Source organism: Streptococcus mitis (assembly GCF_946190335.1).
Classification (GTDB): Bacteria; Bacillota; Bacilli; order Lactobacillales; family Streptococcaceae; genus Streptococcus; species Streptococcus mitis_CH.
The window spans coordinates 378,200-403,866 of the sequence record NZ_CAMHZN010000001.1 but is presented as its reverse complement, the minus strand read 5'-3'; the positions used below and the strand labels follow the sequence as shown (position 1 = coordinate 403,866).

Annotated in this window: 23 protein-coding genes and 1 pseudogene; 23 read left to right on the top strand and 1 reads right to left on the bottom strand. The window is 40.9% G+C overall.

All coding sequences use genetic code 11. The features are described 5' to 3' along the window. The first annotated feature begins 58 nt into the window (after nt 1–58). The 3 genes from N8O43_RS02100 (at nt 59) to N8O43_RS09660 (ending at nt 2,758) form a co-directional block, all read left to right on the top strand. The gene (locus N8O43_RS02100; RefSeq protein WP_261089266.1) at nt 59–808 is read left to right on the top strand and encodes an ABC transporter ATP-binding protein; all 750 of its coding nucleotides are present in this window, start codon (nt 59–61) and stop codon (nt 806–808) included. Then, a complete protein-coding gene (locus N8O43_RS02095) occupies nt 789–2,426 on the top strand; it encodes a hypothetical protein (RefSeq protein WP_261089265.1) in 1,638 nt (545 codons plus the stop codon). Before N8O43_RS02100 ends, N8O43_RS02095 begins: the two co-directional genes overlap by 20 nt. A gap of 71 nt (nt 2,427–2,497) precedes the next feature. Then, nucleotides 2,498–2,758: a hypothetical protein gene (locus N8O43_RS09660; RefSeq protein ID WP_314726003.1), complete on the top strand. Its 261-nt coding sequence runs from the start codon at nt 2,498–2,500 to the stop codon at nt 2,756–2,758. A 218-nt stretch (nt 2,759–2,976) separates the two neighbouring features. Here N8O43_RS09660 and N8O43_RS02090 read toward each other — a convergent pair whose 3' ends face one another. After that, complete coding sequence (locus tag N8O43_RS02090; RefSeq protein WP_261031602.1) at nt 2,977–5,094, bottom strand: LTA synthase family protein; 2,118 nt, start codon at nt 5,092–5,094, stop codon at nt 2,977–2,979. 149 nt (nt 5,095–5,243) lie between these two features. Between N8O43_RS02090 and N8O43_RS02085 the strand changes: the two genes are divergently transcribed. From N8O43_RS02085 to msrB, 20 genes and pseudogenes are all read left to right on the top strand, one after another. Then, nucleotides 5,244–6,407, top strand: coding sequence for a class I SAM-dependent rRNA methyltransferase (locus N8O43_RS02085; RefSeq protein ID WP_045611293.1), 1,164 nt, complete (start codon nt 5,244–5,246; stop codon nt 6,405–6,407). After that, nucleotides 6,404–7,081 (top strand): type I 3-dehydroquinate dehydratase, encoded by a 678-nt coding sequence (aroD, locus tag N8O43_RS02080; RefSeq protein ID WP_000767758.1) that lies wholly within the window; start codon nt 6,404–6,406, stop codon nt 7,079–7,081. Before N8O43_RS02085 ends, aroD begins: the two co-directional genes overlap by 4 nt. After that, nucleotides 7,071–7,925: a shikimate dehydrogenase gene (locus tag N8O43_RS02075; protein ID WP_045611294.1), complete on the top strand. Its 855-nt coding sequence runs from the start codon at nt 7,071–7,073 to the stop codon at nt 7,923–7,925. The genes aroD and N8O43_RS02075 overlap by 11 nt, the downstream gene beginning before the upstream one ends. Before the next feature lie 18 nt (nt 7,926–7,943). Continuing rightward, nucleotides 7,944–9,011, top strand: a complete 1,068-nt coding sequence (gene aroB / locus N8O43_RS02070) for a 3-dehydroquinate synthase (RefSeq protein WP_261089264.1) — start codon at nt 7,944–7,946, stop codon at nt 9,009–9,011. Nucleotides 9,012–9,020: 9 nt separating this feature from the next. Next, nucleotides 9,021–10,187, top strand: a complete 1,167-nt coding sequence (gene aroC / locus N8O43_RS02065) for a chorismate synthase (protein ID WP_261089263.1) — start codon at nt 9,021–9,023, stop codon at nt 10,185–10,187. Between the two features lie 9 nt (nt 10,188–10,196). Further along, nucleotides 10,197–11,300: a prephenate dehydrogenase gene (locus N8O43_RS02060; protein WP_153198757.1), complete on the top strand. Its 1,104-nt coding sequence runs from the start codon at nt 10,197–10,199 to the stop codon at nt 11,298–11,300. A 10-nt stretch (nt 11,301–11,310) separates the two neighbouring features. Continuing rightward, complete coding sequence (locus N8O43_RS02055) at nt 11,311–11,649, top strand: YlbF/YmcA family competence regulator (protein ID WP_084954388.1); 339 nt, start codon at nt 11,311–11,313, stop codon at nt 11,647–11,649. 91 nt (nt 11,650–11,740) lie between these two features. Beyond that, entirely contained in the window at nt 11,741–13,024 is a 1,284-nt protein-coding gene (gene aroA, locus N8O43_RS02050; RefSeq protein ID WP_261089261.1) for a 3-phosphoshikimate 1-carboxyvinyltransferase, read from the top strand. Continuing rightward, the gene (locus N8O43_RS02045; RefSeq protein ID WP_261089258.1) at nt 13,017–13,493 is read left to right on the top strand and encodes a shikimate kinase; all 477 of its coding nucleotides are present in this window, start codon (nt 13,017–13,019) and stop codon (nt 13,491–13,493) included. Before aroA ends, N8O43_RS02045 begins: the two co-directional genes overlap by 8 nt. Further along, nucleotides 13,490–14,338 carry a prephenate dehydratase gene (gene pheA, locus N8O43_RS02040; RefSeq protein WP_261089256.1) on the top strand — a complete coding sequence of 283 codons (849 nt, stop codon included), beginning with the start codon at nt 13,490–13,492 and terminating at the stop codon, nt 14,336–14,338. Before N8O43_RS02045 ends, pheA begins: the two co-directional genes overlap by 4 nt. Next, nucleotides 14,335–15,645 (top strand): LCP family protein, encoded by a 1,311-nt coding sequence (locus tag N8O43_RS02035; protein ID WP_261089255.1) that lies wholly within the window; start codon nt 14,335–14,337, stop codon nt 15,643–15,645. Before pheA ends, N8O43_RS02035 begins: the two co-directional genes overlap by 4 nt. A 120-nt stretch (nt 15,646–15,765) precedes the next feature. Next, nucleotides 15,766–16,611, top strand: coding sequence for a LicD family protein (locus N8O43_RS02030; protein WP_261089254.1), 846 nt, complete (start codon nt 15,766–15,768; stop codon nt 16,609–16,611). Beyond that, nucleotides 16,601–17,704, top strand: coding sequence for a glycosyltransferase (locus N8O43_RS02025; protein WP_261089253.1), 1,104 nt, complete (start codon nt 16,601–16,603; stop codon nt 17,702–17,704). The genes N8O43_RS02030 and N8O43_RS02025 overlap by 11 nt, the downstream gene beginning before the upstream one ends. A 1-nt stretch (nt 17,705) precedes the next feature. Continuing rightward, entirely contained in the window at nt 17,706–18,692 is a 987-nt protein-coding gene (locus N8O43_RS02020) for a glycosyltransferase family 2 protein (protein ID WP_261089252.1), read from the top strand. Nucleotides 18,693–18,707: 15 nt separating this feature from the next. Continuing rightward, entirely contained in the window at nt 18,708–20,177 is a 1,470-nt protein-coding gene (locus N8O43_RS02015; RefSeq protein ID WP_033684924.1) for an O-antigen polysaccharide polymerase Wzy family protein, read from the top strand. Then, the gene (gene tarQ, locus N8O43_RS02010; protein ID WP_261008837.1) at nt 20,170–21,204 is read left to right on the top strand and encodes a teichoic acid biosynthesis protein TarQ; all 1,035 of its coding nucleotides are present in this window, start codon (nt 20,170–20,172) and stop codon (nt 21,202–21,204) included. Before N8O43_RS02015 ends, tarQ begins: the two co-directional genes overlap by 8 nt. Nucleotides 21,205–21,404: 200 nt before the next feature. After that, entirely contained in the window at nt 21,405–22,142 is a 738-nt protein-coding gene (gene mecA, locus N8O43_RS02005; protein ID WP_023943094.1) for an adaptor protein MecA, read from the top strand. Between the two features lie 151 nt (nt 22,143–22,293). Next, nucleotides 22,294–23,580: a homoserine dehydrogenase gene (locus N8O43_RS02000; protein WP_049487265.1), complete on the top strand. Its 1,287-nt coding sequence runs from the start codon at nt 22,294–22,296 to the stop codon at nt 23,578–23,580. 1 nt (nt 23,581) lies between these two features. After that, nucleotides 23,582–24,451 (top strand): homoserine kinase, encoded by an 870-nt coding sequence (thrB, locus tag N8O43_RS01995; protein WP_227325952.1) that lies wholly within the window; start codon nt 23,582–23,584, stop codon nt 24,449–24,451. A 250-nt stretch (nt 24,452–24,701) separates the two neighbouring features. Then, nucleotides 24,702–25,639: pseudogene (msrB, locus tag N8O43_RS01990) on the top strand (peptide-methionine (R)-S-oxide reductase MsrB). Nucleotides 25,640–25,667 lie beyond the last annotated feature (28 nt).

Sequence of the window (25,667 nt, the reverse complement as noted above, 5' to 3'; positions counted from 1 at the left end):
TTAAAATGAAAGCGCTATAATTATAGTGAATTACATAGATAAAGAGAGGAGATTTCTCATGATTGAATTTCAAAATGTTAGTAAGTTGTATGGTGATAAAGAGGCTTTGAGCAATCTCAATCTTCAGATTGAAAATGGAGAGATTATGGGCTTGATTGGCCATAATGGTGCTGGAAAATCGACCACTATAAAATCCTTAGTCAGTATCATTTCACCCAGCAGTGGTCGTATTTTGGTAGACGGTCAGGAGTTATCGGAAAATCGCTTGGCGATCAAACGAAAGATTGGCTACGTAGCAGACTCGCCTGACTTATTTTTACGCTTAACTGCCAATGAATTTTGGGAATTGATCGCCTCATCCTATGATCTGACTAGCTCTGACTTGGAGACTAGTCTAGCTAGGCTATTGAGTGTTTTTGATTTTGCTGAAAATCGTTATCAGGTTATTGAAACCCTTTCTCATGGAATGCGTCAGAAAGTCTTTGTCATCGGAGCACTCTTATCCGATCCCGATATTTGGGTTTTGGACGAACCCTTGACTGGTTTGGATCCCCAGGCTGCCTTTGATTTGAAGCAAATGATGAAGGAACATGCACAAAAAGGCAAGACGGTCTTGTTTTCAACTCATGTCCTAGAGGTGGCAGAGCAAGTCTGTGATCGGATTGCCATTTTGAAAAAGGGACATTTGATTTATTGTGGTAGCGTAGAGGACTTGAGAAAAGACCATCCAGACCAGTCTTTAGAAAGTATCTACCTTAGACTTGCTGGTAGAAAAGAGGAGGTTTCAGATGCGTTTCAAGGTCATTAAAAAATTAGTTGATATCAATATCCTCTATTCATCTCAAGAAGCGAATCTGGCTAACCTACGAAAGAAGCAGGCTAAGAATCCTGGGAAAAAAGTAAATGTTTCTGCTAGAGTCCTCAGTTCTTACATTTTTTCTAGTCTCTTGATGCTTTTCATGTTTATAAATATAGCCTTTCGTTTTCCTTTTGAGGAAATGCCAAGTTTTTTTAGTACCATGGTTGCTATTTTATTGGTGCTTGCCTTTTCAACTTCTTTCACTGCATTTTACAATGTCTTTTATGAGAGTAAGGACTTGGCATCTTATAGGCCCTATGCCTTTAAAGAATCAGAGATTATAATTGCTAAAGGACTGTCTGTTCTCTTGCCAGCTCTAGCTGGAATTGTACCAATCCTAGCTTATTTTCTAGTCCTCTATATTAGGCTAGCTCCTTCTCTTTGGCTGGGCTTGCCTTTGATGCTGCTGTCCTTGGCCTTATTATTTGTCTCTGTTACTTTAGTGATGGTAGTGGCAGTACATTTCTTGGCTCAGACTACGGTCTTCAGAAAGTATCAGTCTATTTTTTCGAATGTGATGATTGGGATAGGGGTTCTCATACCTTTAATATTTGTCCTCTTTCTACAGTCGATTTTTGGAAGTATTGTTGACAAAGTTAGAGACATTCCATTTCTCCTTTATCCTCTTCATATCTTTTATAAAATAGCAGTGGAGCCTTTTTCGACAGAAGCCATCCTGGGTCTGCTCGCTTGGATTTCTCTAACTGTTTTCTTGCTTTACCTGACCAAAAAGAAGGTTCTTCCTCATTTTTATGACGTGATTCTGCTTAACAGTGAGGAGAAGGTCAAGAAAGAACGTCGCAATAAGGAGAGAATTTCAACTACTAATAAAAAGGGCTTTTTCCGTATGGTTTTACGCTACCACCTCACCCTCTTGGGACAGGGGACTGGCGTGGTTACAGTGCTTTTTACAAGTGCTTTCCTTCCCTATCTCATGATGATCGGTCTGATTTCCAACATCCGAGATTCTCAGATAGTTCCAGACATTCATCCTCCATACTGGTTACCCTTGTTTTTTATAGCTCTCTTTATAGCAGTTGTCAATAACAATATCACCAGTCTGCATTCAATTGCCTTGTCCTTGGAGAGGGAAAATGTTGATTTTCTTAAGAGTTTACCCTTTGACTTTGCTCGTTATGTGAAAGTGAAATTTTGGATTATATTTGCTGTCCAGTCCTTTTTACCAGTTCTGACTTTACTTGGCCTTTCTCTATATCTAGGCTTGCCCATCCTTTCGATGATTTACCTTCTTGTGGCATGGATCCTTGCCAGTGTCATCCTTTCTTGCCACAATTACTTTAAGGACGTGAAAAATCTGTCAACCAATTGGAGTAGCATTACGGACTTGGTGAACCGTTCAAATCGTATAGTAGCAATTGTTTTGATTTTTATTTATAGTGCAATCTTAATGGCCCTTGTAATAGGGAGCTTATTCTTGGTTCGGTCTCTCGCCCCTGTTCTTGCCATCAGCTTGGGAGTAGGAGCTCTTATCCTCTTGCTTGGTCTTGCTATTTTTGGCTATCATTACTACCTGTCACGCATATTGGCAGAGATAGAAAAAAGATGAGCTAGTTGATCGCTTGCTTGATAAATTCAATTCGACAAACGCTTTTATAGTTTGTTAGAATGTAGTTGTAAATGATTAAGATTGGTAATCAAAAATATATAGGGAGGAATGTTTTGAATAAGAAATATAATATAGTTCTATTATTGTTGTTTATAGTTTATTTATTTGGATATTTTTCAATTTCAAAAACGTTAATTCCTATAATGTGTGTGATCCAAGTATTTTTGATAGAACATATATTTAGAGTTCGGAATAGGATTATGCAGATAGGTGAAATGATAATTATTCTTGCTTCTATAATATTATTTATTGATAGTATATTGAGTTTGTAACAAAAGGCTTCTCTATAAAATCAAATTTTCCAGATATCTGATGAAGCTGATTTATATCCTCATATTTCTTCTACTATCTTCGTCACTAAATTTGACAGACATATATTGCTGATACAACCTCTCTACCTACAATCTAGTAGTAGGCTAGTTTCTTCTTTGATTTTCATTGAATTTTATTTTATAAAAAGAAATGCTCCTCCAAGACGGAAGAGCATTTTTTATTGTGATTTTGATTCGGTTTCTGCCGACTCTGGGTGGAGTTCTTGGTAACTTGGAGCTTTGAAAAGGTCAGCACTGGTTTTACCTTGTCGTTGGCTAAAGAGACTGGTTGATTGACTACCTTTTTCCTGCTCAATCTTTTGCAGAATTGGTAAAGAATTGAGGTAAGAAATACTTTCTGTATCAACTTTTCCAAGATGATCTGCTTGGTAGAAACGTATCAAATCACCAGTTTGAATCTGGTCGCTGATTTTCAGCTGTTGAATAGCTGCTTGCCGAACGCTTTCTAGTTCAGTTTGAGCTTGTTCATCAAGATTGCTGATTTCAAGACCGCTCTCAGTATAGTAGGTTCGTCCGTCATAGCTAGTATATTTTGGTGTGACGAAGGAATTGGCAGTCCGAAAGGCAACGATTTCTTGATGATCTGGAGACAGAAGGTCTTGGCCGACTTGAAGGAAGGAATTGGACTCAATACCAAAGAGGTGTTCGAGAGTCGGTAAGATATCGATTTGTCCACCGTAGGTATTGATGATTTGTCCTTTTTCATAGCCAGGCATGACCACCATAAAAGGCACTCGTTGCAACATGGCATTGTCGTAATTCGACCAGTTCTCAGAAGTCTTTCCAATCAAGGGTGCCAGCTCAGGATTGCGGGAATTGGAAATGCCATAATGGTCTCCATAGATGACGATGATGGATTTTTCATAGAGGCCACTTTCTTTGAGATAGTCAAAGAAGGCCTTGATAGCACTATCCAGATAGTTAGCTGTTTGGAAGTAGCCATTGATTGTTTCATCTTTGGTTTTAGCCAGTGGGAAACCAAGCTCATCGCCTGTCAGATTGCTAGCATAGGGATAGTGATTGGACACCGTGATATACTTAGCATAAAAAGGCTGCTGCAAGTGCTCTAGATATTGGATAGAATCTTTCATCATGATTTTATCATTTAAACCATATTGGAAAGAATTGCTACTGTCTTGCTTAGTAAAATAGGAAGCATCAAAGAAGTATTGGTAGCCCCACTGTTTGTAAGTTGTATTTCGATTCCAGAAGGTCCCGATATTACCGTGAAAGACAGCACTCGATTGGTAGCCATTTTTTGATAGGATAAAAGGCGCAGCTTGCTGGGTATTGGTCCCACCGTAATTGACCATAAAGGAACCTTGGTCAAGTCCAAACAAACCAGTCTCCAGCATGGTTTCCGCATCTGAGGTCTTACCAGCCTTGACTTGGTTAAAGATATTCGAAAAGGCTAGGGTTGCTTGCGAATGGTAGAGGGAATTAAGGAAGGGAGTGACTTCATGCTCAGTTCCATCTATGTTGAGTTTATAGTCAAGTAGAAATTGCTGGAAACTCTCCAAGTGGAGATAAATTACATTTTTCCCTTTGGCCAAGCCAAAATAGTCTGGATTAGGCTTAGCAGCATGTTCTTGAATATAGTCTGTGATAGGTTGAAGATCAGTCTCAGAGGCCTTGGCACGTTCTTTGTTGGCACTGTAGGATTGGTTGGCACTATAGCCTAAAAAGGCTGGCAAACTAAGGGCGCGGACAACATAATAATTAGAAAATCCTCGCGATAGGAGATCGGGACGTTCGATTTCAGCCAAGAAAAGATTAGCAGAAAAGAGCAGGGCTGAGAGAGCAGTGATAGCAACACTGGAGCGGAATTTGAAAGGTCTCCTGTCCAGCTGGATGATCTTTTTATAGAGAAGATAAGCTAGCAGTGGGAAATCCATAAAATAGATGAAATCCCAAAGGCGTAGTAACTCTAGTTCCGCAGTACCAACAGATACCTTGCTGACCACTTTCATGGTATTAGCCGTGATAAAGTCGCTAAATTCTCGATAGTAAAAGACATTGGAATAAAGCCAAATGAATAAAAGGCTGTAAATAGTTATACTAAGACTGTAAAAGGCCTTGGTTGAGCGAGTATAGAGGGCTAGAGCCAGCAGGAGGAGTCCCAAAGGAAGGGGGTTGAAAAAGGCGATAAAGGCAAGGTAATTTCCTTGCAATTTGCCTACTTGAATATCTAAATTAAAGTCAACGGTATAGGCTAGTAAGGTCTTGAGCCAATAGAGGATTAAAAGGGTTAGGACAAAACCCAGTCTGGTACCCATAGCTTTTTGGATTTTGTTAAAATTAATTCTCACACAATTACTTCCTAAGTTTTTATTAGTATTAGTATACCATTTTTTAAAACTAGAGTAAAAAAGCAAGGGTAGTTTCTTTTTTGAGAATTGTCACAAAATTTGCTATAATAGTGACTATGAATAGAATAAGAGTCAACAAACGGGTTGAAAAGAAGCTCGCTAAGGGGCTAGTTTTACTAGAAGCCAGTGATCTTGAGAATGTCAATCTCAAGGATCAGGAAGTAGAAGTCTATCGTCAAGAAGGCACCTTTCTTGGTACTGCCTACCTTTCTCAGCAAAACAAGGGCTTGGGCTGGTTTGTGAGCACAGACAAGGTGACCTTCAATCAAGCTTTCTTTGAAACGCTGTTTAGACAAGCTAAAGAAAAGAGAAGTGCCTACTATCAAGATGAATTGACAACTGCCTTTCGTCTCTTCAACCAAGAGGGAGATGGCTTTGGTGGTCTGACAGTGGACCTTTATGGCGACTATGCTGTCTTTTCTTGGTATAACTCTTATGTTTATCAGATTCGCAAGGTTATCTCAGAAGCTTTTAGACAGGTTTTTCCTGAGGTGTTAGGGACCTATGAGAAGATCCGCTTTAAGGGTTTGGACTATGAATCTGCCCATATTTATGGCCAAGAAGCACCTGATTTTTTCACTGTTCTGGAAAATGGTGTCTTGTATCAAGTCTTTATGAACGATGGCTTGATGACAGGGATTTTCCTAGACCAGCATGAAGTTCGCGGTAGTTTAGTGGATGGATTGGCTATGGGCAAATCTTTGCTCAACATGTTTTCTTATACAGCAGCCTTTTCAGTAGCTGCGGCCATGGGAGGAGCAAGCCAGACTACTTCGGTTGACCTAGCTAAACGTTCACGAGAATTGTCTCAAGCACATTTTCAGGCAAATGGAATCAGCACAGACGACCATCGTTTTATAGTCATGGATGTCTTTGAGTATTTCAAGTATGCTAAGCGAAAAGGCTTGACTTATGATGTGATTGTCCTAGATCCGCCTAGCTTTGCTCGGAACAAAAAACAAACGTTCTCTGTGGCCAAGGATTATCACAAGTTGATTTCCCAGAGTCTTGAGATTTTAAATCCGGACGGTATTATCATTGCCAGCACCAATGCTGCCAATGTATCCCGCCAGAAATTTACAGAACAAATTGATAAAGGCTTTGCAGGAAGAAGTTACCAGATTTTAAACAAATACGGTCTTCCAGCAGATTTCGCCTATAATAAAAAAGATGAAAGTAGTAATTACCTCAAGGTGATTAGTATGAAGGTTAGTAAATGAAATTAATCGTTTCAGTAATGCCAAGAAGTTTAGAGGAAGCTCAGGCTCTGGATGCCACGAGGTATCTGGATGCCGACATCATTGAATGGCGTGCCGACTATCTGCCTAAGGAAGCAATTTTGCAGGTGGCTCCAGCTATTTTTGAAAAATTCGCAGGCCGTGAGTTGGTTTTCACATTGCGAACTCGCTCTGAAGGGGGAGAAATCGACCTTTCTCCAGAAGAATATATCCATCTAATCAAGGAAGTGGCGCAACTCTATCAACCAGACTATATTGATTTTGAGTACTACAGCTACAAGGATGTTTTTGAAGAAATGCTGGACTTCCCAAATCTTATTTTGAGTTACCACAATTTCCAAGAAACACCTGAGAACATGATGGAAATCTTGTCAGAGTTGACGAGCCTAAATCCAAAACTTGTTAAGGTTGCGGTGATGGCTCACACGGAGCAGGATGTGCTAGACTTGATGAACTATACACGAGGCTTTAAAACTCTCAATCCTGAGCAGGAATATGTAACGATTTCTATGGGCAAGGTGGGCAAGGTATCTCGTATCACTGCGGATGTGACGGGTTCTAGCTGGTCTTTTGCTAGTCTAGATGAGGCTAGTGCTCCTGGGCAGATTTCCTTAGCTAACATGAAAAAAATTCGGGAGATTTTGGATGAAGCTTGATGGCTATACACGTTTAGCTGCCGTTGTTGCTAATCCTATTAAGCATTCTATTTCCCCCTTTATTCACAATAGTGCCTTTGAGGTGACAGCTACCAATGGTGCTTACGTGGCTTGGGAGATTGAAGCGGCTGACTTGGAAGTCACAGTGGCTAATATTCGTCGCTACCAGATGTTTGGCATCAATCTGTCCATGCCCTATAAGGAGCAGGTGATTCCTTATTTGGATGAGATGAGCGACGAAGCGCGCTTGATTGGTGCGGTTAATACGGTTGTCAATGAGAATGGCAATTTAATTGGATATAATACAGATGGCAAGGGATTTTTTAAGAGCTTGCCTTCTTTTACAATTACAGGTAAGAAGATGACCCTGCTGGGTGCAGGTGGTGCGGCTAAATCCATTTTGGCGCAAGCTATTTTGGACGGCGTCAGTCAGATTTCGGTCTTTGTTCGTTCAGTTTCGATGGAAAAAACAAGACCTTATCTAGACAAGTTACAGGAGCAGACAGGTTTTAAAGTGGACCTGTATGCTTTAGAAGATGTTCCTGAACTGCAAGCAAGGATTGCCGAGTCGGATTTACTTGTCAATGCTACAAGTGTAGGGATGGACGGTCAATCATCTCCAGTTCCTGAAAGCATTGTCCTATCAGAAACTCTTTTAGTAGCAGATATCATTTACCAACCCTATGAAACGCCATTTTTGAAGTGGGCCAGAAGTCAGGGCAATCCAGCGATCAATGGCCTGGGAATGTTGCTATATCAAGCTGCAGAAGCTTTTCAACTGTGGACAGGAAAGGAAATGCCGACAGAAGAGATTTGGCAGTCCCTAACAGAAAAATACCAATAAAGAAAAGGAGATTCTCCTATGAAAATCAGAATCGATATTCCTCATCATCCTTATGATATTCAGATTGAAAAAGGTTGTCTGGCTCAGGCTGGTCAATGGTTGCGAGAACTCTGGCAACCACAAAAAGTGGTTATCATAACAGACAACCATGTAGCCTCTCTCTATGCGGAGAAGGTCAAGCTCAGCCTAGAAGATGCTGGTTTTCAGGTAGCAGTTTTTGACTTTTTAGAAGGGGAAGAAAGAAAGAATTTAACCACTGTCCAGAAAGTCTATGAATTTTTAGTCAAGCAAGGTCTGACTCGTAGCGATGGAATCGTGGCTCTTGGTGGTGGTGTCGTTGGGGACCTGGCTGGTTTCGTAGCCTCTACCTATATGCGAGGTATTCATTTTGTTCAGATTCCGACTAGTTTGACAGCCCAAGTGGATTCTTCTATCGGTGGAAAGACAGGTGTCAACACTCCATTTGCTAAAAATATGGTGGGGACCTTTGCCCAACCAGATGGGGTTCTGATCGATCCGCTTGTCCTTGAAACGCTCGGAAAAAGAGAGTTGATTGAAGGGATGGGAGAGGTCATCAAGTACGGCTTGATTGAGGATCCAGAACTGTGGGCTCTCTTGGCAGAGCTGGATGGTTCTGTGGAGAGCATTCTGGAACATGCAGAGACCTTGATTGAACATTCTTGTCAGGTCAAGCGCAAGATGGTAGTTGAGGATGAGTTGGACAATGGTGTTCGCCTTTACCTCAATTTTGGCCACACTATTGGTCATGCTATTGAAGCGACTGCTGGCTATGGTAAAGTCATGCATGGAGAGGCTGTGGCTATGGGAATGGTGCAGATATCCAAGGTTGCTGAGGAAAAAGGCCTCATGCCGGCTGGCATTACCCAATCTATCACAGAGATGTGTCAGAAATTTGGACTACCTGTTGACTATGAAAACTGGGATGTTGATAAGCTTTATCAGGCTCTTACTCATGACAAGAAAGCGCGTGGCAATACCTTGAAATTGGTCTTGGTACCAGAGCTCGGTTCAGCGATTATTCACCCAGTTTCTCTGGAAGAGATGAAAGACTACTTGGTAAAATAAGGAGAACGTATGAGATATTTAACTGCAGGAGAATCACACGGTCCCCGTCTGACGGCTATTATTGAAGGAATTCCAGCTGGACTACCTTTGACAGCTGAGGATATTAATGGAGACCTTAAACGCCGTCAGGGTGGCTACGGCCGCGGTGGTCGTATGAAGATTGAGAGTGACCAGGTTGTCTTTACTTCGGGCGTGCGCCACGGGAAGACGACAGGAGCTCCCATTACCATGGATGTCATCAATAAGGACCACCAAAAATGGCTGGACATCATGTCTGCGGAGGACATTGAAGACCGCCTTAAAAGCAAACGGAAAATCACTCATCCTCGGCCAGGTCATGCCGACTTGGTTGGGGGCATCAAGTACCGTTTTGATGATTTGCGTAATTCCTTGGAGCGTTCATCTGCCCGTGAAACCACCACGCGGGTGGCAGTTGGGGCAGTAGCCAAACGCCTATTGGCTGAGCTAGATATGGAGATTGCCAACCATGTCGTGGTCTTTGGTGGCAAGGAAATCGATGTACCTAAAAATCTGACAGTCGCTGAGATTAAGGAACGAGCTGCCCAGTCAGAAGTTTCTATTGTCAACCAAGAAAGAGAACAGGAAATCAAGGATTATATTGACCAAATCAAACGTGACGGTGATACCATCGGTGGGGTTGTGGAGACAGTCGTCGGAGGTGTTCCAGTTGGTCTTGGTTCCTATGTCCAATGGGACAGAAAATTGGATGCGCGATTGGCCCAAGCTGTTGTCTCTATCAATGCCTTTAAAGGGGTGGAATTTGGTCTTGGCTTTGAAGCTGGTTACCGCAAAGGTAGCCAAGTCATGGATGAAATTCTCTGGTCTAAAGAAGACGGTTATACCCGCCGTACCAATAATCTTGGCGGCTTTGAAGGTGGTATGACTAATGGGCAACCTATCGTTGTTCGTGGAGTTATGAAGCCCATTCCTACTCTCTACAAACCACTCATGAGTGTGGATATCGAAACCCACGAACCTTACAAGGCAACTGTTGAAAGAAGTGATCCGACCGCCCTTCCAGCTGCAGGAGTGGTCATGGAAGCCGTTGTGGCAACAGTTCTGGCACAAGAAATCCTTGAAAAATTCTCATCAGATAATCTTGAGGAACTAAAAGAATCGGTAGCCAAACACCGAGAGTTTACAAAGAACTATTAAGGAGTTCCTATGGCAAAAACAGTCTATATCGCAGGTCTTGGTCTGATTGGTGCCTCTATGGCACTCGGGATCAAACGCGATCATCCAGATTATGAAATTTTAGGTTACAATCGCAGTCAAGCTTCGAGAGATATCGCCTTGAAAGAAGGCATGATTGACCGTGCAACGGATGATTTTGCTAGTTTTGCTCCTTTGGCAGATATCATTATTCTCAGCTTGCCAATCAAACAAACCATTGCTTTCATTAAGGAGTTGGCCGACTTGGACTTGAAAGAAGGTGTCATTATTTCAGATGCCGGTTCGACCAAGTCAGCTATTGTGGATGCGGCGGAGCAATATTTGGCTGGCAAACCTGTTCGCTTCGTCGGAGCCCATCCTATGGCTGGTAGTCACAAGACAGGGGCTGCTTCTGCGGATGTCAATCTTTTTGAAAATGCCTATTATATCTTTACACCTTCGAGCCTGACAGGTCAGGATACGCTTGAGGAAATGAAGGATCTGCTTTCAGGTCTTCATGCTCGTTTTATCGAAATTGATGCCAAGGAGCATGATCGTGTCACTTCTCAGATTAGCCATTTTCCTCATATTCTGGCTTCTAGTCTCATGGAGCAGACCGCGGTTTATGCTCAAGAACATGAGATGGCAAGGCGCTTTGCGGCAGGTGGTTTTCGAGATATGACTCGAATTGCGGAAAGCGAACCAGGTATGTGGACTTCCATTCTTTTGTCCAATCGTGAGACTATCCTAGAGCGGATTGAGGATTTTAAGGAACGTTTGGATGAGGTTGGACAAGCCATCAGCAAGGGAGATGAAGAGCAGATTTGGAACTTTTTCAACCAAGCGCGTGAGCAACGTCAGGCTATGGAAATCCATAAGCGTGGTGGCGTGGATAGCTCTTATGACCTCTATGTCGATGTTCCCGATGAAGAAGATGTCATCTTGCGGATTTTGGAACTGCTACGTGGAACTTCCTTGGTCAATATTCATATCAACGAGGAAAACCGTGAGGATATTCACGGGATTCTACAAATTTCATTTAAAAATGCTCAAGACTTAGAAAGAGCTGAGCATCTCATAACAGAAAATACCGACTACACAGTCGTTATCAAATAAGGAGAAAATTATGTCAAATATTTACGATAGTGCAAACGAACTTAGTCGCGGTCTACGCGAATTACCAGAATACAAGGCTGTTAAAGCAGCTAAAGATGCTATTTCAGCAGATGTTGAGGCAAGCAAAATTTTTACAGAATATGTTGCCTTCCAAGAGGAAATTCAAAAACTAGCACAGACAGGTCAAATGCCAGATGCTTCCTTCCAAGCTAAGATGGAAGGCTTTGGTAAACAGATTCAAGGAAATAGCCTCTTGTCAGAATTCTTTACCAAGCAACAACAATTGGCAATTTACCTTTCTGACATTGAAAAAATTGTTTTCGAACCAGTTTCAGAATTGCTAAAATAAGAAAATAACTATCATAAAGTCAGGAATTTTTAAGGAATTTCTGACTTTTTATGATAAAATAGGTAAAAGTATTGCAAGTATGAGGTCGAGTATGAAACTAAAAACAAACATTAGCCACTTACACGGCAGTATCCGAGTTCCAGGTGACAAGTCTATTAGCCATCGTTCCATTATCTTTGGCAGTTTGGCTGAGGGTGAGACCAAGGTTTATGATATATTACGTGGCGAAGACGTCCTTTCGACCATGCAAGTCTTTCGTGACCTTGGTGTTGAGATTGAGGATAAAGATGGGGTTATTACCATTCAAGGTGTAGGTATGGATGGCTTAAAAGCGCCACAAAATGCCCTTGATATGGGAAATTCTGGAACGTCGATTCGCCTGATTTCAGGTGTTCTTGCTGGTGCAGATTTTGAAGTAGAAATGTTTGGAGATGATAGTCTTTCCAAACGTCCTATGGACCGTGTGACGATTCCATTGAAAAAAATGGGTGTTAACATTTCAGGGCAAACTGAACGAGACTTGCCTCCCCTTCATTTAAAAGGGACGAAAAACCTAAGACCTATTCATTATGAGTTGCCAATTGCCTCTGCCCAAGTCAAGTCAGCCTTGATGTTTGCGGCCTTGCAGGCTCAGGGAGAGTCCGTAATTATCGAAAAAGAGTGCACTCGTAATCATACTGAAGATATGCTACAGCAATTTGGTGGTCATTTAAGTGTGGACGGTAAGAAAATCACAGTCCAAGGGCCACAAAAATTGACAGGACAGAAGGTGGTCGTACCAGGAGATATTTCCAGTGCAGCCTTTTGGCTAGTCGCAGGTTTGATTGTTCCAAATTCTCGTGTAGTGCTGAAGAATGTGGGTATTAACGAAACGCGTACAGGTATCATCGATGTCATTCGCGCCATGGGTGGAAAATTGGAAGTAACTGAAATTGACCCAGTGGCTAAATCTGCTGCCTTAACTGTTGAGTCTTCAGACCTCAAAGGAACAGAGATTGGTGGCGCTTTGATTCCACGCTTGATTGATGAATTGCCAGTTATCGCTCTACTTGCGACCCAAGCTCAAGGTGTAACAGTTATTAAGGATGCTGAGGAACTTAAGGTTAAGGAAACAGACCGCATTCAGGTTGTGGCAGACGCTTTAAATAGCATGGGTACAGATATCACACCTACAGCAGATGGAATGATTATCAAAGGAAAATCAGCCCTTCACGGTGCTAGAGTCAATACTTTTGGTGACCACCGTATCGGCATGATGACAGCTATCGCAGCCCTCTTGGTTGCAGATGGAGAAGTGGAACTTGACCGTGCTGAAACCATCAATACCAGCTATCCTAGCTTCTTTGATGATTTGGAGAGCTTGATTCATGGCTAAGGTGTTATTAGGCTTTATGGGGGCTGGCAAATCGACTATTGCAAGAGGATTGGATCCAGATTATCTCGATATGGATTCACTGATTGAGAAGCGTTTAGGCATGTCCATTGCGGAATTTTTCGCGGAAAAGGGAGAAGAGGCCTTTCGACAGGTAGAGTCAGAAGTATTAGCTGAGTTATTACAAAGAGATCAAGTTGTGTCAACTGGCGGAGGAGTTGTCATTTCTCAACAAAATCGCGACTTACTCAAGACTAATACAGATAACATCTACCTGAAAGCGGATTTTGAAACCCTCTACCAACGTATCGCAGCTGATAAGGACAATCAGCGACCGCTTTTTCTAAATAATAGCAAGGAAGAACTTGCAGCTATTTTCCAAGAAAGACAGACTTGGTATGAGGAAGTGGCCAGTCGGGTTTTGGATGTGACCAAGCTAAGCCCAGAGGAAATTATAGAGGAACTGAGATGAAAATTGCTTATCTAGGTCCCAAGGGATCATTTTCACACCACGTTGTGCAGACAGCTTTTCCTCATGAGGAATTGCAGGCCTTTGCCAATATTACAGATGTCATCAAGGCCTATGAGCAAGGCTTGGTGGACTATTCTGTGGTGCCAGTTGAAAATTCTATCGAAGGTAGTGTTCATGAAACCTTAGACTACCTTTTTCATCAGGCTCGCATCCAAGCAGTGGCAGAAATTGTTCAGCCTATTCATCAGCAGTTGATGGTGGTTACAGGTCATACTAAGATTGAAAAGATTTTTTCTCATCCTCAGGCTTTGGCTCAAGGAAAGAAATTCATCGATGAACAATATCCAGAGACCCAAATCGAGGTAACAGCTAGTACAGCTTATGCGGCCCGTTTTATTTCCGAACATCCAGACCAGCCTTATGCAGCCATTGCTCCTAGAAGTTCTGCTGAAGAATATGGTTTAGAACTGATTGCCGAGGATATTCAGGAAATGGAAGCCAATTTCACACGTTTCTGGGTTTTGGGAGCTGAAAAGCCTAGTATTCCCTTAAAAGCACAAACTGAGAAAATGAGTTTGGCCATGACCTTACCGGACAATCTTCCAGGTGCACTTTATAAGGCCCTGTCGACCTTTGCTTGGAGAGGAATTGACCTGACAAAAATTGAAAGTCGGCCACTCAAGACAGCACTGGGCGAATACTTTTTCATTATCGATGTGGACTATGCTGATAAGGACTTGGTCCACTTTGCCCAAAAAGAATTAGAAGCGATTGGAATCAAGTATAAAGTGCTGGGCGCCTATCCTATTTATCCAATATCAGACCATGGAAAGGAGAAAAGATGAATAAAGAAAATCCCTTAAGTCATCATGAGCAGCTGCGTTATGACTATCTCTTTAAGAACATTCATTACCTCAATGAGCGAGAAAAAAAAGAGTTTGCTTACCTGCAAGGTAAGTTAAATATGGCTGGCGGTAGTGGACCTTCACCAGAAATTCATAATGAAAATCATGATATGGAAGAGTCTTTCATGGAACCAGTCAATCAGTCTCCTCTTCCATCCTATGGTAACCGTAGTCGTGCAAAAAAATATCAGAAAAGTCATCCTCTTCCAAAGGTTAAGTCCAAAAAACGTAAGATTCGTTGGGGGCGCATTTTTGCAGGATTGCTTGCTCTTCTAGCCTGTGTTGGTTTTGGCATGATTTTTATGTTCCTAAAAGGTTATTCAAATGCGGATCCAACCAAACCTGCCAACGCTAAGGCAGCTCAAGTAGAAGTTTTTCATGGTCAAGATACCAAGGATGGGGTCAATATTTTGATTATGGGAACGGATGGACGGATTGGCCAAAATAGTGCTGAGACGAGAACGGACTCGATTATGGTTCTAAACGTTGGTGGCTCAGATAAGAAAATTAAGCTGGTCAGCTTTATGCGTGACAATTTGGTTTATATAGACGGATACAGTCAAGTCATTAATGGTAGAAAGCAATCCGATAATAAGTTGAATGTGGCCTATGAACTAGGAGAGCAAGAAGGCCAAAAAGGGGCAGAAATGGTTCGCCAAGTATTGAAAGATAATTTTGACTTGGACATTAAGTACTACGCCTTGGTAGACTTCCAAGCCTTCGCAACTGCTATTGACACTCTCTTCCCTGACGGTGTAACGATTGATGCCAAATTCTCAACCTTAGAAGGTCAACCTTTAACCGAAGTTACCGTGGGAGATGACTTGCATGCTACAGAAACAGAGTCTCCAACCCAGACTATCAAAGTTGGGAAACAGCAGATGAACGGTTCGACCTTGCTCAATTATGCACGTTTCCGTGATGATGACGAAGGTGATTATGGTCGTACCAAGAGACAACAGCAAGTGTTGACAGCTGTTCTGCAGCAACTTAAGGATCCAACTAAACTCTTTACTGGATCAGAAGCACTCGGTAAGGTCTTTGGGATGACCTCTACGAATGTTCCTTATAGTTTCTTATTGACCAATGGTTTATCCTTCCTAGATGGAGCGCAAAATGGTATTGAGAGATTAACAGTTCCAGAACTAGGTGATTGGGTCGATGCCTATGATGTTTACGGAGGACAGGCACTCTTAGTAGACCAAAATAAATATCAAACCAAGCTATCTCAAATGGGAATGAGATAAGATAGAAAAATCAAAGTTTGAAGGCTATTTATCTAGCAGTCAGGCTTTGATTTTTTACAGTCTGCAATAGATTTTCATCCCTTATTTGTGGTATAATGGAACGATACGATAGAAAGAATAATGAACAATATGACTGATTTAAAAGCAATTCAGGCTCGAAGTCTGGAGATGGCTGAATATTTTGTGGCCTTTTGTAAAGAACATGATTTGCTTTGTTATCTCTGTGGAGGAGGTGCTATTGGCGCCCTTCGAAACAAGGGGTTTATTCCTTGGGACGACGACCTAGACTTTTTTATGCCCCGTAAGGACTATGAAAAATTAGCAGAATTATGGCCTCGTTATGCAGATGAGCGTTATTTCTTGTCAAAGAGTAATAAGGATTTTGTCGACCGCAATCTTTTTATTACCATTCGTGACAAGGAAACCACCTGTATCAAACCTTATCAGCAGGATTTGGATTTGCCACATGGTCTGGCCTTGGATGTTTTACCTTTGGATTATTATCCGAAAAATCCAGCTGAGCGGAAAAAGCAGGTTCGTTGGGCCTTGATTTATTCACTCTTTTGTGCGCAAACTATTCCAGAAAAACATGGTGCACTTATGAAATGGGGAAGTCGCATTTTACTCGGTTTGACGCCAAAATCACTCCGTTATCGCATTTGGAAAAAAGCTGAAAAAGAAATGACCAAGTATGGTCTAGCTGAGAGCGATGGAATCACGGAATTATGTTCAGGTCCTGGCTATATGAGAAACAAGTACCCAATCGCATCTTTTGAGGATAATCTCTTCTTGCCATTTGAAGGAACTGAGATGCCCATTCCAATCGGCTATGATGCCTATCTTAGCACTGCTTTTGGGGATTATATGACGCCACCACCAGCAGACAAGCAAGTACCGCATCATGATGCCATTATAGCAGATATGGATAAGTCTTATACAGAATACAAGGGAGAATATGGTGGCTAAGAAAAAAATCTTATTTTTTATGTGGTCTTTTTCTCTCGGAGGCGGTGCAGAAAAGATTCTATCTACCATTGTTTCAAATCTGGATCCAGAAAAGTATGATATTGATATTCTTGAAATGGAGCATTTTGACAAGGGGTACGAATCTGTGCCCAAGCATGTAGGAATTTTAAAATCCTTTCAAGATTATCGCCAAGCTAGATGGTTACGAGCTTTTTTGTGGAGAATGAGAATTTATTTTCCAAGGCTGACTCGTCGCTTGCTTGTAAAAGATGACTATGATGTTGAAGTTTCTTTTACCATTATGAATCCTCCACTTTTGTTTTCTAAAAGAAAAGAAGTCAAGAAAATCTCTTGGATTCATGGAAGTATCGAAGAATTTCTTAAGGATAGCTCCAAAAGAGAATCACATAGACGCCAGTTGGATGCTGCGGATACCATTGTAGGAATTTCAAAAAAGACCAGTAATTCTATCAAGGAAGTCTATCCAGATTATGCTTCGAAATTACAGACGGTCTATAATGGATATGATTTTAAGACTATTCTAGAAAAATCTCAAGAGAAGATAGATATCGAGATTTCACCTCAAAGTATCTGTACTATCGGACGGATTGAGGAAAATAAGGGTTCTGACCGTGTGGTGGAAGTGATGAGGTTATTACACCAAGATGGGAAAAACTATCATCTCTACTTCATAGGGGCTGGTGATATGGAAGAGGAACTGAAAAACCGCGTCAAAGAGTATGAGCTTGAAGACTATGTACATTTCCTTGGTTATCAAAAAAATCCTTATCAGTATTTATCTCAGACGAAAGTTCTCTTGTCTATGTCTAAACAAGAAGGTTTTCCTGGAGTGTATGTGGAAGCCTTGAGTCTTGGAATCCCTTTTGTCTCTACTGATGTTGGAGGGGCTGAGGAATTATCCCAAGAAGGACGATTTGGACAAATCATTGAGAGCAATCAAGAAGCAGCTCAGGCAATTACGAACTACATGACCTCTGCCTCAAACTTCGATGTCAATGAGGCTAGCCAGTTCATTCAACAATTTACAATTGCCAAACAAATCGAACAAGTAGAAAAACTATTAGAGGAGTAGCATGGAAACTGCACTAATTAGTGTCATTGTGCCAGTCTATAATGTGGCGCAGTACCTAGAAAAATCGATAGCTTCCATTCAGAAGCAGACCTATCAGAATCTGGAAATCATTCTTGTTGATGATGGTGCAACAGATGAAAGTGGTCGCTTGTGTGATGCAATCGCTGAACAAGATGATAGGGTATCAGTGCTTCATAAAAAGAACGAAGGCTTGTCACAAGCACGAAACGATGGAATGAAGCAGGCTCACGGAGATTATCTGATTTTTATTGACTCAGATGATTATATCCATCCAGAAATGATTCAGAGCTTATATGAGCAATTAATTCAAGAAGATGCGGATGTTTCGAGCTGTGGTGTCATGAATGTCTATGCTAATGATGAAAGCCCACAATCAACCAATCAGGATGACTATTTTGTCTGTGATTCCCAAACATTTCTAAAGGAATACCTCATAGGTGAAAAAATACCTGGAACGATCTGCAATAAGCTAATCAAGAGAGAGATTGCAACTGCCCTATCCTTTCCAAAGGGATTGATTTATGAAGATGCTTATTATCATTTTGATTTAATCAAGTTGGCTAATAAGTACGTTGTTAATACCAAACCCTATTATTACTATTTCCATAGAGGGGATAGTATTACGACTAAACCCTATGCAGAGAAGGATTTAGCCTATATTGATATCTATCAAAAGTTTTACAATGAAGTTGTGAAAAACTATACGGATTTGAAAGAGGTTGCTTTTTTCAGATTGGCTTATGCCCACTTCTTTATTCTGGATAAGATGTTACTAGATGATCAGTATAAACAGTTTGAAGCCTATTCTCAGATTCATCGTTTTTTAAAAGGCCACGCCTTTGCTATTGCTAGGAATCCTATTTTCCGCAAGGGGAGAAGAATTAGTGCTTTGGCTCTATTTATAAATATTTCCTTATACCGATTCTTATTACTAAAAAATATTGAAAAATCTAAAAAATTACATTAGAACGGGGGTGAGCAAGTGATTGATGGAAAACGATTATTATTTAGTTTGACCATAGTCAGTTATGCCTTGACGCTAGTAAGTGGAATTGTATATCTGTTTAATAATAACAATGTTAGCTTGCTTTCTACTTTATTGTTCTTACTGGTTAGTAGCTTAATTGCTTGTTGGAATGATATCAAGTATTACTTAATCCATTTTATTTTCTTTTTAACTATTTTTGTATTTCTGGTATCAAGACCGACTATTGATTACTTTAGGGATGGTGCTTTGGATACCTATCATCCCATAGCCTATCGTTTTGCCTTTATAGTCGTCATGGTTTCGATATTGGGATTGACCACAGGGGGGCTCCTAGCTCGCTATTTTATAGCTAGAAAGCAAATAAAAGTACCCAAGATAGGAAGTTCTCTAAAAGATGTTTACATCAAGCGGTTGCGCTTTGTATCGCTAGGAGTTTTTCTTCTAACCTATCCTTTCTATTTCATTCGGTTATTTGAACGGCTCCTGTATCGCTTGCAGACTTCCTACTATGCCTACTATGCAAACTTTGAAAGTAAACTGCCTTATTTTACCTATATCTTATCAACATTTACGGTCTATGCAATGTGTATGTATTTGGCAACCAAGCCAAAGAAATTGCAGGCAACAGCAGTGCTTGTCTCCTTTATTGCAGCTAATACTATTCATTTGGCAATCGGGACACGCAATCCCTTTATTTTAAGTATTCTATTTGCTTTTGTTTACTACTTTATGCGGGAGCAAACAGAAAAGGGAAAATGGATTGGATTTAAAGAAAAGTTAGCGATTTTTGTAGGTTCTCCTATTCTCATGTTAGCGATGGGAATACTCAATTATGTACGGGATAATGTCCAGGTTTCCCATACAGGTTTCTGGGATATCCTGCTTGACTTTATCTATAAACAAGGAACCAGTTTTGGTGTTTTGGCTCGAGGCTTTCTATTTAACAGTAGCCTCCCTTACCGAGATTTACGCAATTTTACTTTTGGTCCTGTTATTGATTATTTTGCAAGGGGAAGTTTAGGGGCCATTTTCGGAGGAAAAGCCTTTGAACATACAACCAATAGTGTGGAACTAGCTATTGATAGTAATAGTTATGCCCATAATCTATCCTATCTTGTCTTGAACAAGGAATACTTGAAAGGACATGGTATCGGAAGTAGCTATATTATGGAGTTGTATACCGACTATGGTATGATAGGAGTCTTTCTACTTAGTCTCTTGCTAGGTATGTTATTCATAGCCATGTTGCAAGTAGCCTATCGTTCAAGAACAATCCTATTTGCCTTGTCCCTACTCATCTTGAATAATCTATTCTTTATGCCAAGAAGTAGCTTTTCAGAAAGTTTCTTCAATTTATTTACAATGCAATTCTGGGGAATTGTTCTTGTGATTATATTTGTAGCGAAAATGCTTACAAAGGAAAACCAGTATCTACTAAACAAAGGAGAAAAAAATCATGTTTGAACATTATTCAGTAGCTGATTTATTTGCAAATCTATACAAAAAACGAAAAGCAAATATTCTAGCTCTCATCGCTTTATTTGCTCTCATTGCTGTACCATTTACAATTAAAGCAGTTAAGAATAAAAATACTGTCAAAGACACAACAAGTTATTCAACTTATATCAGCTATAAAATCACTCCTCCAGAAGATTCAGCTAAAACGATTTTGAATCATCAAATTGGTGGTTATAGTGATTTCTACGGAAAATTGATTGATGGGAATTTGAATGGAGCTTATCTTTTCAATGATGTAGAGCCGAGTGAGTTGAAAAAAATTGCCAGTGAATTAGATACGACAGAAACAACCTTGAAAAATTCTACGAATGATTATTGGTGGAAAAAACTGACTGTCTACTATATGATTGACGATGCAGGGGTTGGTGTGAAAATTTTGACACCAAGTAAAGATGCTAATGACTTGTTGGAGCGAAAAATTGATGGATTGATTGAGAAATTTAAACACACTTATGCAAATGTAAAAATTGAAAAATTGGAAACCATCAACTCTAAAGAATTGAACGCAAACGGTGAGACAGCGCTTGGATTAAACGTCAAGAATCTGATTCTTCGTTTAGCTGTTATTGGAGTAGTTTGTGTGATTTTGGTTGTGATGGGAAATGTATTGATTTATCTCTTTAATCCAACAATCAATAGAGCAGGTGATTTTTCTCAGTATCAAATTGATTTTGTAACAGAGATTACAACAATTGCTAACCTAGCAGATGTCTTGTCATACAAAAATGCTGGACAAGAGTTGACTATTGTTAGCTCAAATAAAGCTATTCTAGATAAATTAAAACAAAATCAAGAGGCCTTGAAAGGAATGCATTTTGTAGATTTACAAGATGTACCATCTCTTTTGGAAAGAGATACAGTCCTTCTTGTTGAAGAATACGGAGTCACTCGTTATAAGAAATTTGAGCAAAGTCTTCAAATTCTCAGAAACTTAAATCGTTCTATCCTCGGTGTAGCAACCTTTAAACTATAAGCTTTCTGATGTATTAGGTCTTCAAAGTTGGCTAAGAGCCGATTTTGAAGGCTTTTTCTATTTGTCTGCAGAAATTTTCTTTTAGAGTCTTCTACAGAAGTTACCCTATGGAAAATCTATCCCGACAGAGGAGCCTTCTTTTGATAAAATCGTAAAAATCTAGTATAATAGATAGAACTGAAAGTATGAGGTTACTAGCAATGAAAATGAAACAAATCAGTGATACAACTTTAAAAATCACGATGTCTTTAGAAGATTTGATGGATCGAGGAATGGAGATTGCTGACTTTCTCGTTCCTCAAGAAAAAACAGAAGAGTTCTTTTATGCTATCTTGGATGAGTTAGAGATGCCTGATAGTTTTCTGGATACAGGCATGTTGAGCTTCCGTGTGACTCCAAAACCTGATAAGGTCGATGTCTTTGTAACCAAATCAAAGATTGATCAAAATCTAGATTTTGAAGACTTATCGGATTTACCAGATATGGAAGAATTAGCCCAAATGTCGCCAGATGAATTTATCAAAACCCTGGAAAAAAGTATCGCGGACAAAACTAAGGATGATATCGAAGCGATTCAATCTCTAGAGCAAGTCGAAGCCAAGGAAGAAGAGCAGGAACAGGCTGAACAAGAAGCTGAGAGCAAGAAAGAGCCTTACATCTACTACATCCTTTCTTTTGCAAAACTAGCTGACTTGGTGGCTTTTGCCCAGACAGTGACTTTTGAGATGGAAACTTCTGAACTCTACAAGATGAACGAGCGCTATTATTTGACCATTTTAGTGGATATTGAAAATCATCCAAGTCCATATCCAGCTTGGCTTTTAGCCCGTATGCGCGAGTTTGCGGATGATAGTGACATCAGTCGTTCAGTCTTGCAAGAGTATGGCCAAGTCTTGATGAATCACGATGCAGTGCTCAATCTGCAAAAGATTGGATAATACTTTCTGGAAAGCCTTTTCTAGATTTTAAGGAGAGCGAATCGTCTGATTCGTTTTTTCTTTTCTAGATTGAAATAGTGATTTACTATAATAGGAATTTTCACAAAATTCTGTTATAATGGCTATATTAGAAAATTTCGAGGAGACAAACATGACAGTTAAAATTGCTTTACTAGGATTTGGTACCGTTGCAAGTGGTGTGCCTTTCCTCCTAAAGGAAAATGGAGAAAAAATTAATCAATCAGCACATTCAGAGATTGAAGTTGCTAAGGTGTTGGTCAAGGATGAAGATGAGAAAAATCGCTTGCTTGCAGCAGGGAATAACTTTAACTTTGTAACCAATGTGGATGACATTTTGTCAGATCAAGACATTACGATCGTAGTGGAATTGATGGGGCGTATCGAACCTGCTAAAACCTTTATCACTCGTGCCTTGGAAGCTGGAAAACACGTTGTTACTGCTAACAAGGACCTTTTGGCTGTCCATGGTGCAGAATTGTTAGAAATCGCTAAAGCTAACAAGGTAGCACTTTACTACGAAGCAGCAGTAGCTGGTGGGATTCCAATTCTTCGTACCTTGGCAAATTCCTTGGCTTCTGATAAAATCACGCGCGTGCTTGGAGTAGTCAACGGAACTTCTAACTTCATGATGACCAAGATGGTGGAAGAAGGCTGGTCTTACGATGATGCTCTTGCGGAAGCGCAACGTCTAGGATTTGCAGAAAGCGACCCGACAAATGACGTAGATGGGATTGATGCAGCCTACAAGATGGTGATTTTGAGCCAATTTGCCTTTGGCATGAAGGTTGCCTTTGATGATGTAGCTCACAAGGGAATTCGTAACATCACACCAGAAGACGTAGCTGTAGCCCAAGACTTGGGTTATGTAGTGAAATTGGTTGGTTCTATCGAGGAAACTTCTTCAGGAATTGCTGCAGAAGTGACTCCAACCTTCCTTCCTAAAGCGCATCCACTTGCCAGTGTAAATGGGGTAATGAACGCTGTCTTTGTAGAATCTATCGGTATCGGTGAGTCTATGTACTACGGACCAGGTGCTGGTCAAAAACCAACTGCAACAAGTGTTGTGGCGGATATTGTCCGTATCGTTCGTCGCCTGAATGATGGAACCATTGGCAAAGACTTCAACGAATATAGCCGTGACTTGGTCTTGGCAAATCCTGAGGATGTCAAAGCTAATTACTACTTCTCAATCTTGGCTCCAGACTCAAAAGGTCAGGTCTTGAAATTGGCTGAAATCTTCAATGCTCAAGATATTTCCTTCAAGCAAATTCTCCAAGATGGCAAAGAGGGGGACAAGGCGCGTGTCGTGATCATCACACACAAGATTAATAAAGCCCAGCTTGAAAATGTCTCAGCTGAATTGAAGAAGGTTTCAGAATTTGACCTCTTGAATACCTTCAAGGTGCTAGGAGAATAAGATGAAAATTATTGTACCTGCAACCAGTGCCAATATTGGGCCAGGTTTTGACTCGGTCGGTGTAGCTGTAACCAAGTATCTTCAAATTGAGGTATGTGAAGAACGAGATGAGTGGCTGATTGAACACCAGATTGGCAAATGGATTCCACATGACGAGCGCAATCTCTTGCTCAAAATCGCTTTGCAAATTGTACCAGACTTGCAACCAAGACGCTTGAAAATGACCAGTGATGTTCCCTTGGCGCGTGGTTTGGGTTCTTCTAGTTCTGTTATTGTTGCTGGGATTGAACTAGCCAACCAACTGGGAAATCTCAACTTATCTGACCCTGAAAAATTGCAGTTGGCGACCAAGATTGAAGGACATCCTGACAATGTGGCTCCAGCCATTTATGGTAATCTCGTTATTGCAAGCTCTGTTGATGGACAAGTTTCTGCTATCGTAGCAGACTTCCCAGAGTGTGATTTCCTAGCCTACATTCCAAACTATGAATTGCGTACTCGAGACAGCCGTGGTGTCTTGCCTAAGAAATTGTCTTACAAGGAAGCTGTTACTGCCAGTTCTATCGCCAATGTGGCTGTTGCTGCCTTGTTGGCAGGAGATATGGTGACAGCTGGTCAAGCAATCGAGGGAGACCTCTTCCATGAACGCTATCGTCAGGACTTGGTGAGAGAATTTGCGGCGATTAAGCAAGTAGCTAAAGAAAATGGTGCCTATGCAACCTATCTCTCCGGTGCTGGGCCGACAGTTATGGTCTTGGCTTCTCATGACAAGATGTCAACGATTAAGGCAGAATTGGAAAAGCAACCCTTCAAAGGAAAACTTCATGACTTGAAGGTTGATACCCAAGGTGTCCGTGTCGAAGCAAAATAAAGAATAGATGATAGGATGGGGAAACTCTCGACCAGAGGGCTTCCTATCCTTTTTTTGAAAAGAAGTTTATACTCAATGAAAATCAAAGTGTAAACTAGGAAGCTAGCCACAGGCTGCTCAAAACACTGTTTTGAGGTTGTGGATAGAACTGACGAAGTCAGTAACCATACCTACGGTAAGGCGACGCTGACGTGGTTTGAAGAGATTTTCGAAGAGTATTAGTTAAAAACTTGATAAAGGAGAAATAAAGATGGTAGAAATTTATCTAGCAGGAGGTTGTTTTTGGGGCTTAGAGGAGTATTTTTCACGAATTTCTGGAGTGCTAGCAACCAGTGTTGGCTACGCTAATGGGCAAGTCGAAACGACCAATTACCAGCTGCTCAAGGAAACAGACCATGCAGAAACGGTTCAAGTGATTTACGATGAGAAGGCAGTGTCACTCAGAGAGATTTTACTTTATTATTTCCGTGTTATTGATCCATTATCAGTCAATCAACAAGGAAATGACCGTGGACGTCAGTATCGGACCGGTATATATTACCAGGATGAAGCAGACTTGCCAGCTATCTACACAGTGGTGCAGGAGCAGGAGCTCATGCTTGGTCGAAAGATTGCAGTAGAGGTGGAGAAACTTCGCCACTATATCTTAGCTGAAGATTACCACCAAGACTATCTTAAGAAAAATCCTTCAGGTTACTGTCATATCGATGTGACCGATGCTGAGAAGCCATTGATTGATGCAGCAAACTATGAAAAGCCTAGCCAAGAAGTGTTAAAGGAAAGCTTATCAGAAGAGGCTTATCGTGTCACCCAAGAAGCTGCTACAGAGGCTCCATTTACCAATGCCTATGACCAAATCTTTGAAGAGGGAATTTATGTAGACATCACGACAGGTGAGCCACTTTTTTTGCCAAGGATAAGTTTGCCTCAGGTTGTGGTTGGCCAAGTTTTAGCCGTCCAATTTCCAAAGAGTTGATTCACTATTACAAGGACATGAGTCATGGAATGGAGCGAATCGAGGTTCGTTCTCGGTCAGGAAATGCTCACTTGGGTCATGTTTTCACAGATGGGCCGCGTGAGTTAGGCGGCCTCCGTTACTGTATCAATTCTGCCTCCTTGCGTTTTGTAGCCAAGGATGATATGGAAGAGGCAGGATATGGCTTTCTATTGCCATACTTAAATAAATAAAACAGAGAGTGTGGGTACTTCCCACTTT

Coding starts and splice junctions, on each gene's coding strand:
- N8O43_RS02100 (WP_261089266.1), top strand. CDS start 59: ATGATTGAATTTCAAAATGTTAGTAAGTTGTATGGTGATAAAGAGGCT.
- N8O43_RS02095 (WP_261089265.1), top strand. CDS start 789: ATGCGTTTCAAGGTCATTAAAAAATTAGTTGATATCAATATCCTCTAT.
- N8O43_RS09660 (WP_314726003.1), top strand. CDS start 2,498: ATGATTAAGATTGGTAATCAAAAATATATAGGGAGGAATGTTTTGAAT.
- N8O43_RS02090 (WP_261031602.1), bottom strand. CDS start 5,094: ATGGGTACCAGACTGGGTTTTGTCCTAACCCTTTTAATCCTCTATTGG.
- N8O43_RS02085 (WP_045611293.1), top strand. CDS start 5,244: ATGAATAGAATAAGAGTCAACAAACGGGTTGAAAAGAAGCTCGCTAAG.
- aroD (WP_000767758.1), top strand. CDS start 6,404: ATGAAATTAATCGTTTCAGTAATGCCAAGAAGTTTAGAGGAAGCTCAG.
- N8O43_RS02075 (WP_045611294.1), top strand. CDS start 7,071: ATGAAGCTTGATGGCTATACACGTTTAGCTGCCGTTGTTGCTAATCCT.
- aroB (WP_261089264.1), top strand. CDS start 7,944: ATGAAAATCAGAATCGATATTCCTCATCATCCTTATGATATTCAGATT.
- aroC (WP_261089263.1), top strand. CDS start 9,021: ATGAGATATTTAACTGCAGGAGAATCACACGGTCCCCGTCTGACGGCT.
- N8O43_RS02060 (WP_153198757.1), top strand. CDS start 10,197: ATGGCAAAAACAGTCTATATCGCAGGTCTTGGTCTGATTGGTGCCTCT.
- N8O43_RS02055 (WP_084954388.1), top strand. CDS start 11,311: ATGTCAAATATTTACGATAGTGCAAACGAACTTAGTCGCGGTCTACGC.
- aroA (WP_261089261.1), top strand. CDS start 11,741: ATGAAACTAAAAACAAACATTAGCCACTTACACGGCAGTATCCGAGTT.
- N8O43_RS02045 (WP_261089258.1), top strand. CDS start 13,017: ATGGCTAAGGTGTTATTAGGCTTTATGGGGGCTGGCAAATCGACTATT.
- pheA (WP_261089256.1), top strand. CDS start 13,490: ATGAAAATTGCTTATCTAGGTCCCAAGGGATCATTTTCACACCACGTT.
- N8O43_RS02035 (WP_261089255.1), top strand. CDS start 14,335: ATGAATAAAGAAAATCCCTTAAGTCATCATGAGCAGCTGCGTTATGAC.
- N8O43_RS02030 (WP_261089254.1), top strand. CDS start 15,766: ATGAACAATATGACTGATTTAAAAGCAATTCAGGCTCGAAGTCTGGAG.
- N8O43_RS02025 (WP_261089253.1), top strand. CDS start 16,601: ATGGTGGCTAAGAAAAAAATCTTATTTTTTATGTGGTCTTTTTCTCTC.
- N8O43_RS02020 (WP_261089252.1), top strand. CDS start 17,706: ATGGAAACTGCACTAATTAGTGTCATTGTGCCAGTCTATAATGTGGCG.
- tarQ (WP_261008837.1), top strand. CDS start 20,170: ATGTTTGAACATTATTCAGTAGCTGATTTATTTGCAAATCTATACAAA.
- mecA (WP_023943094.1), top strand. CDS start 21,405: ATGAAAATGAAACAAATCAGTGATACAACTTTAAAAATCACGATGTCT.
- N8O43_RS02000 (WP_049487265.1), top strand. CDS start 22,294: ATGACAGTTAAAATTGCTTTACTAGGATTTGGTACCGTTGCAAGTGGT.
- thrB (WP_227325952.1), top strand. CDS start 23,582: ATGAAAATTATTGTACCTGCAACCAGTGCCAATATTGGGCCAGGTTTT.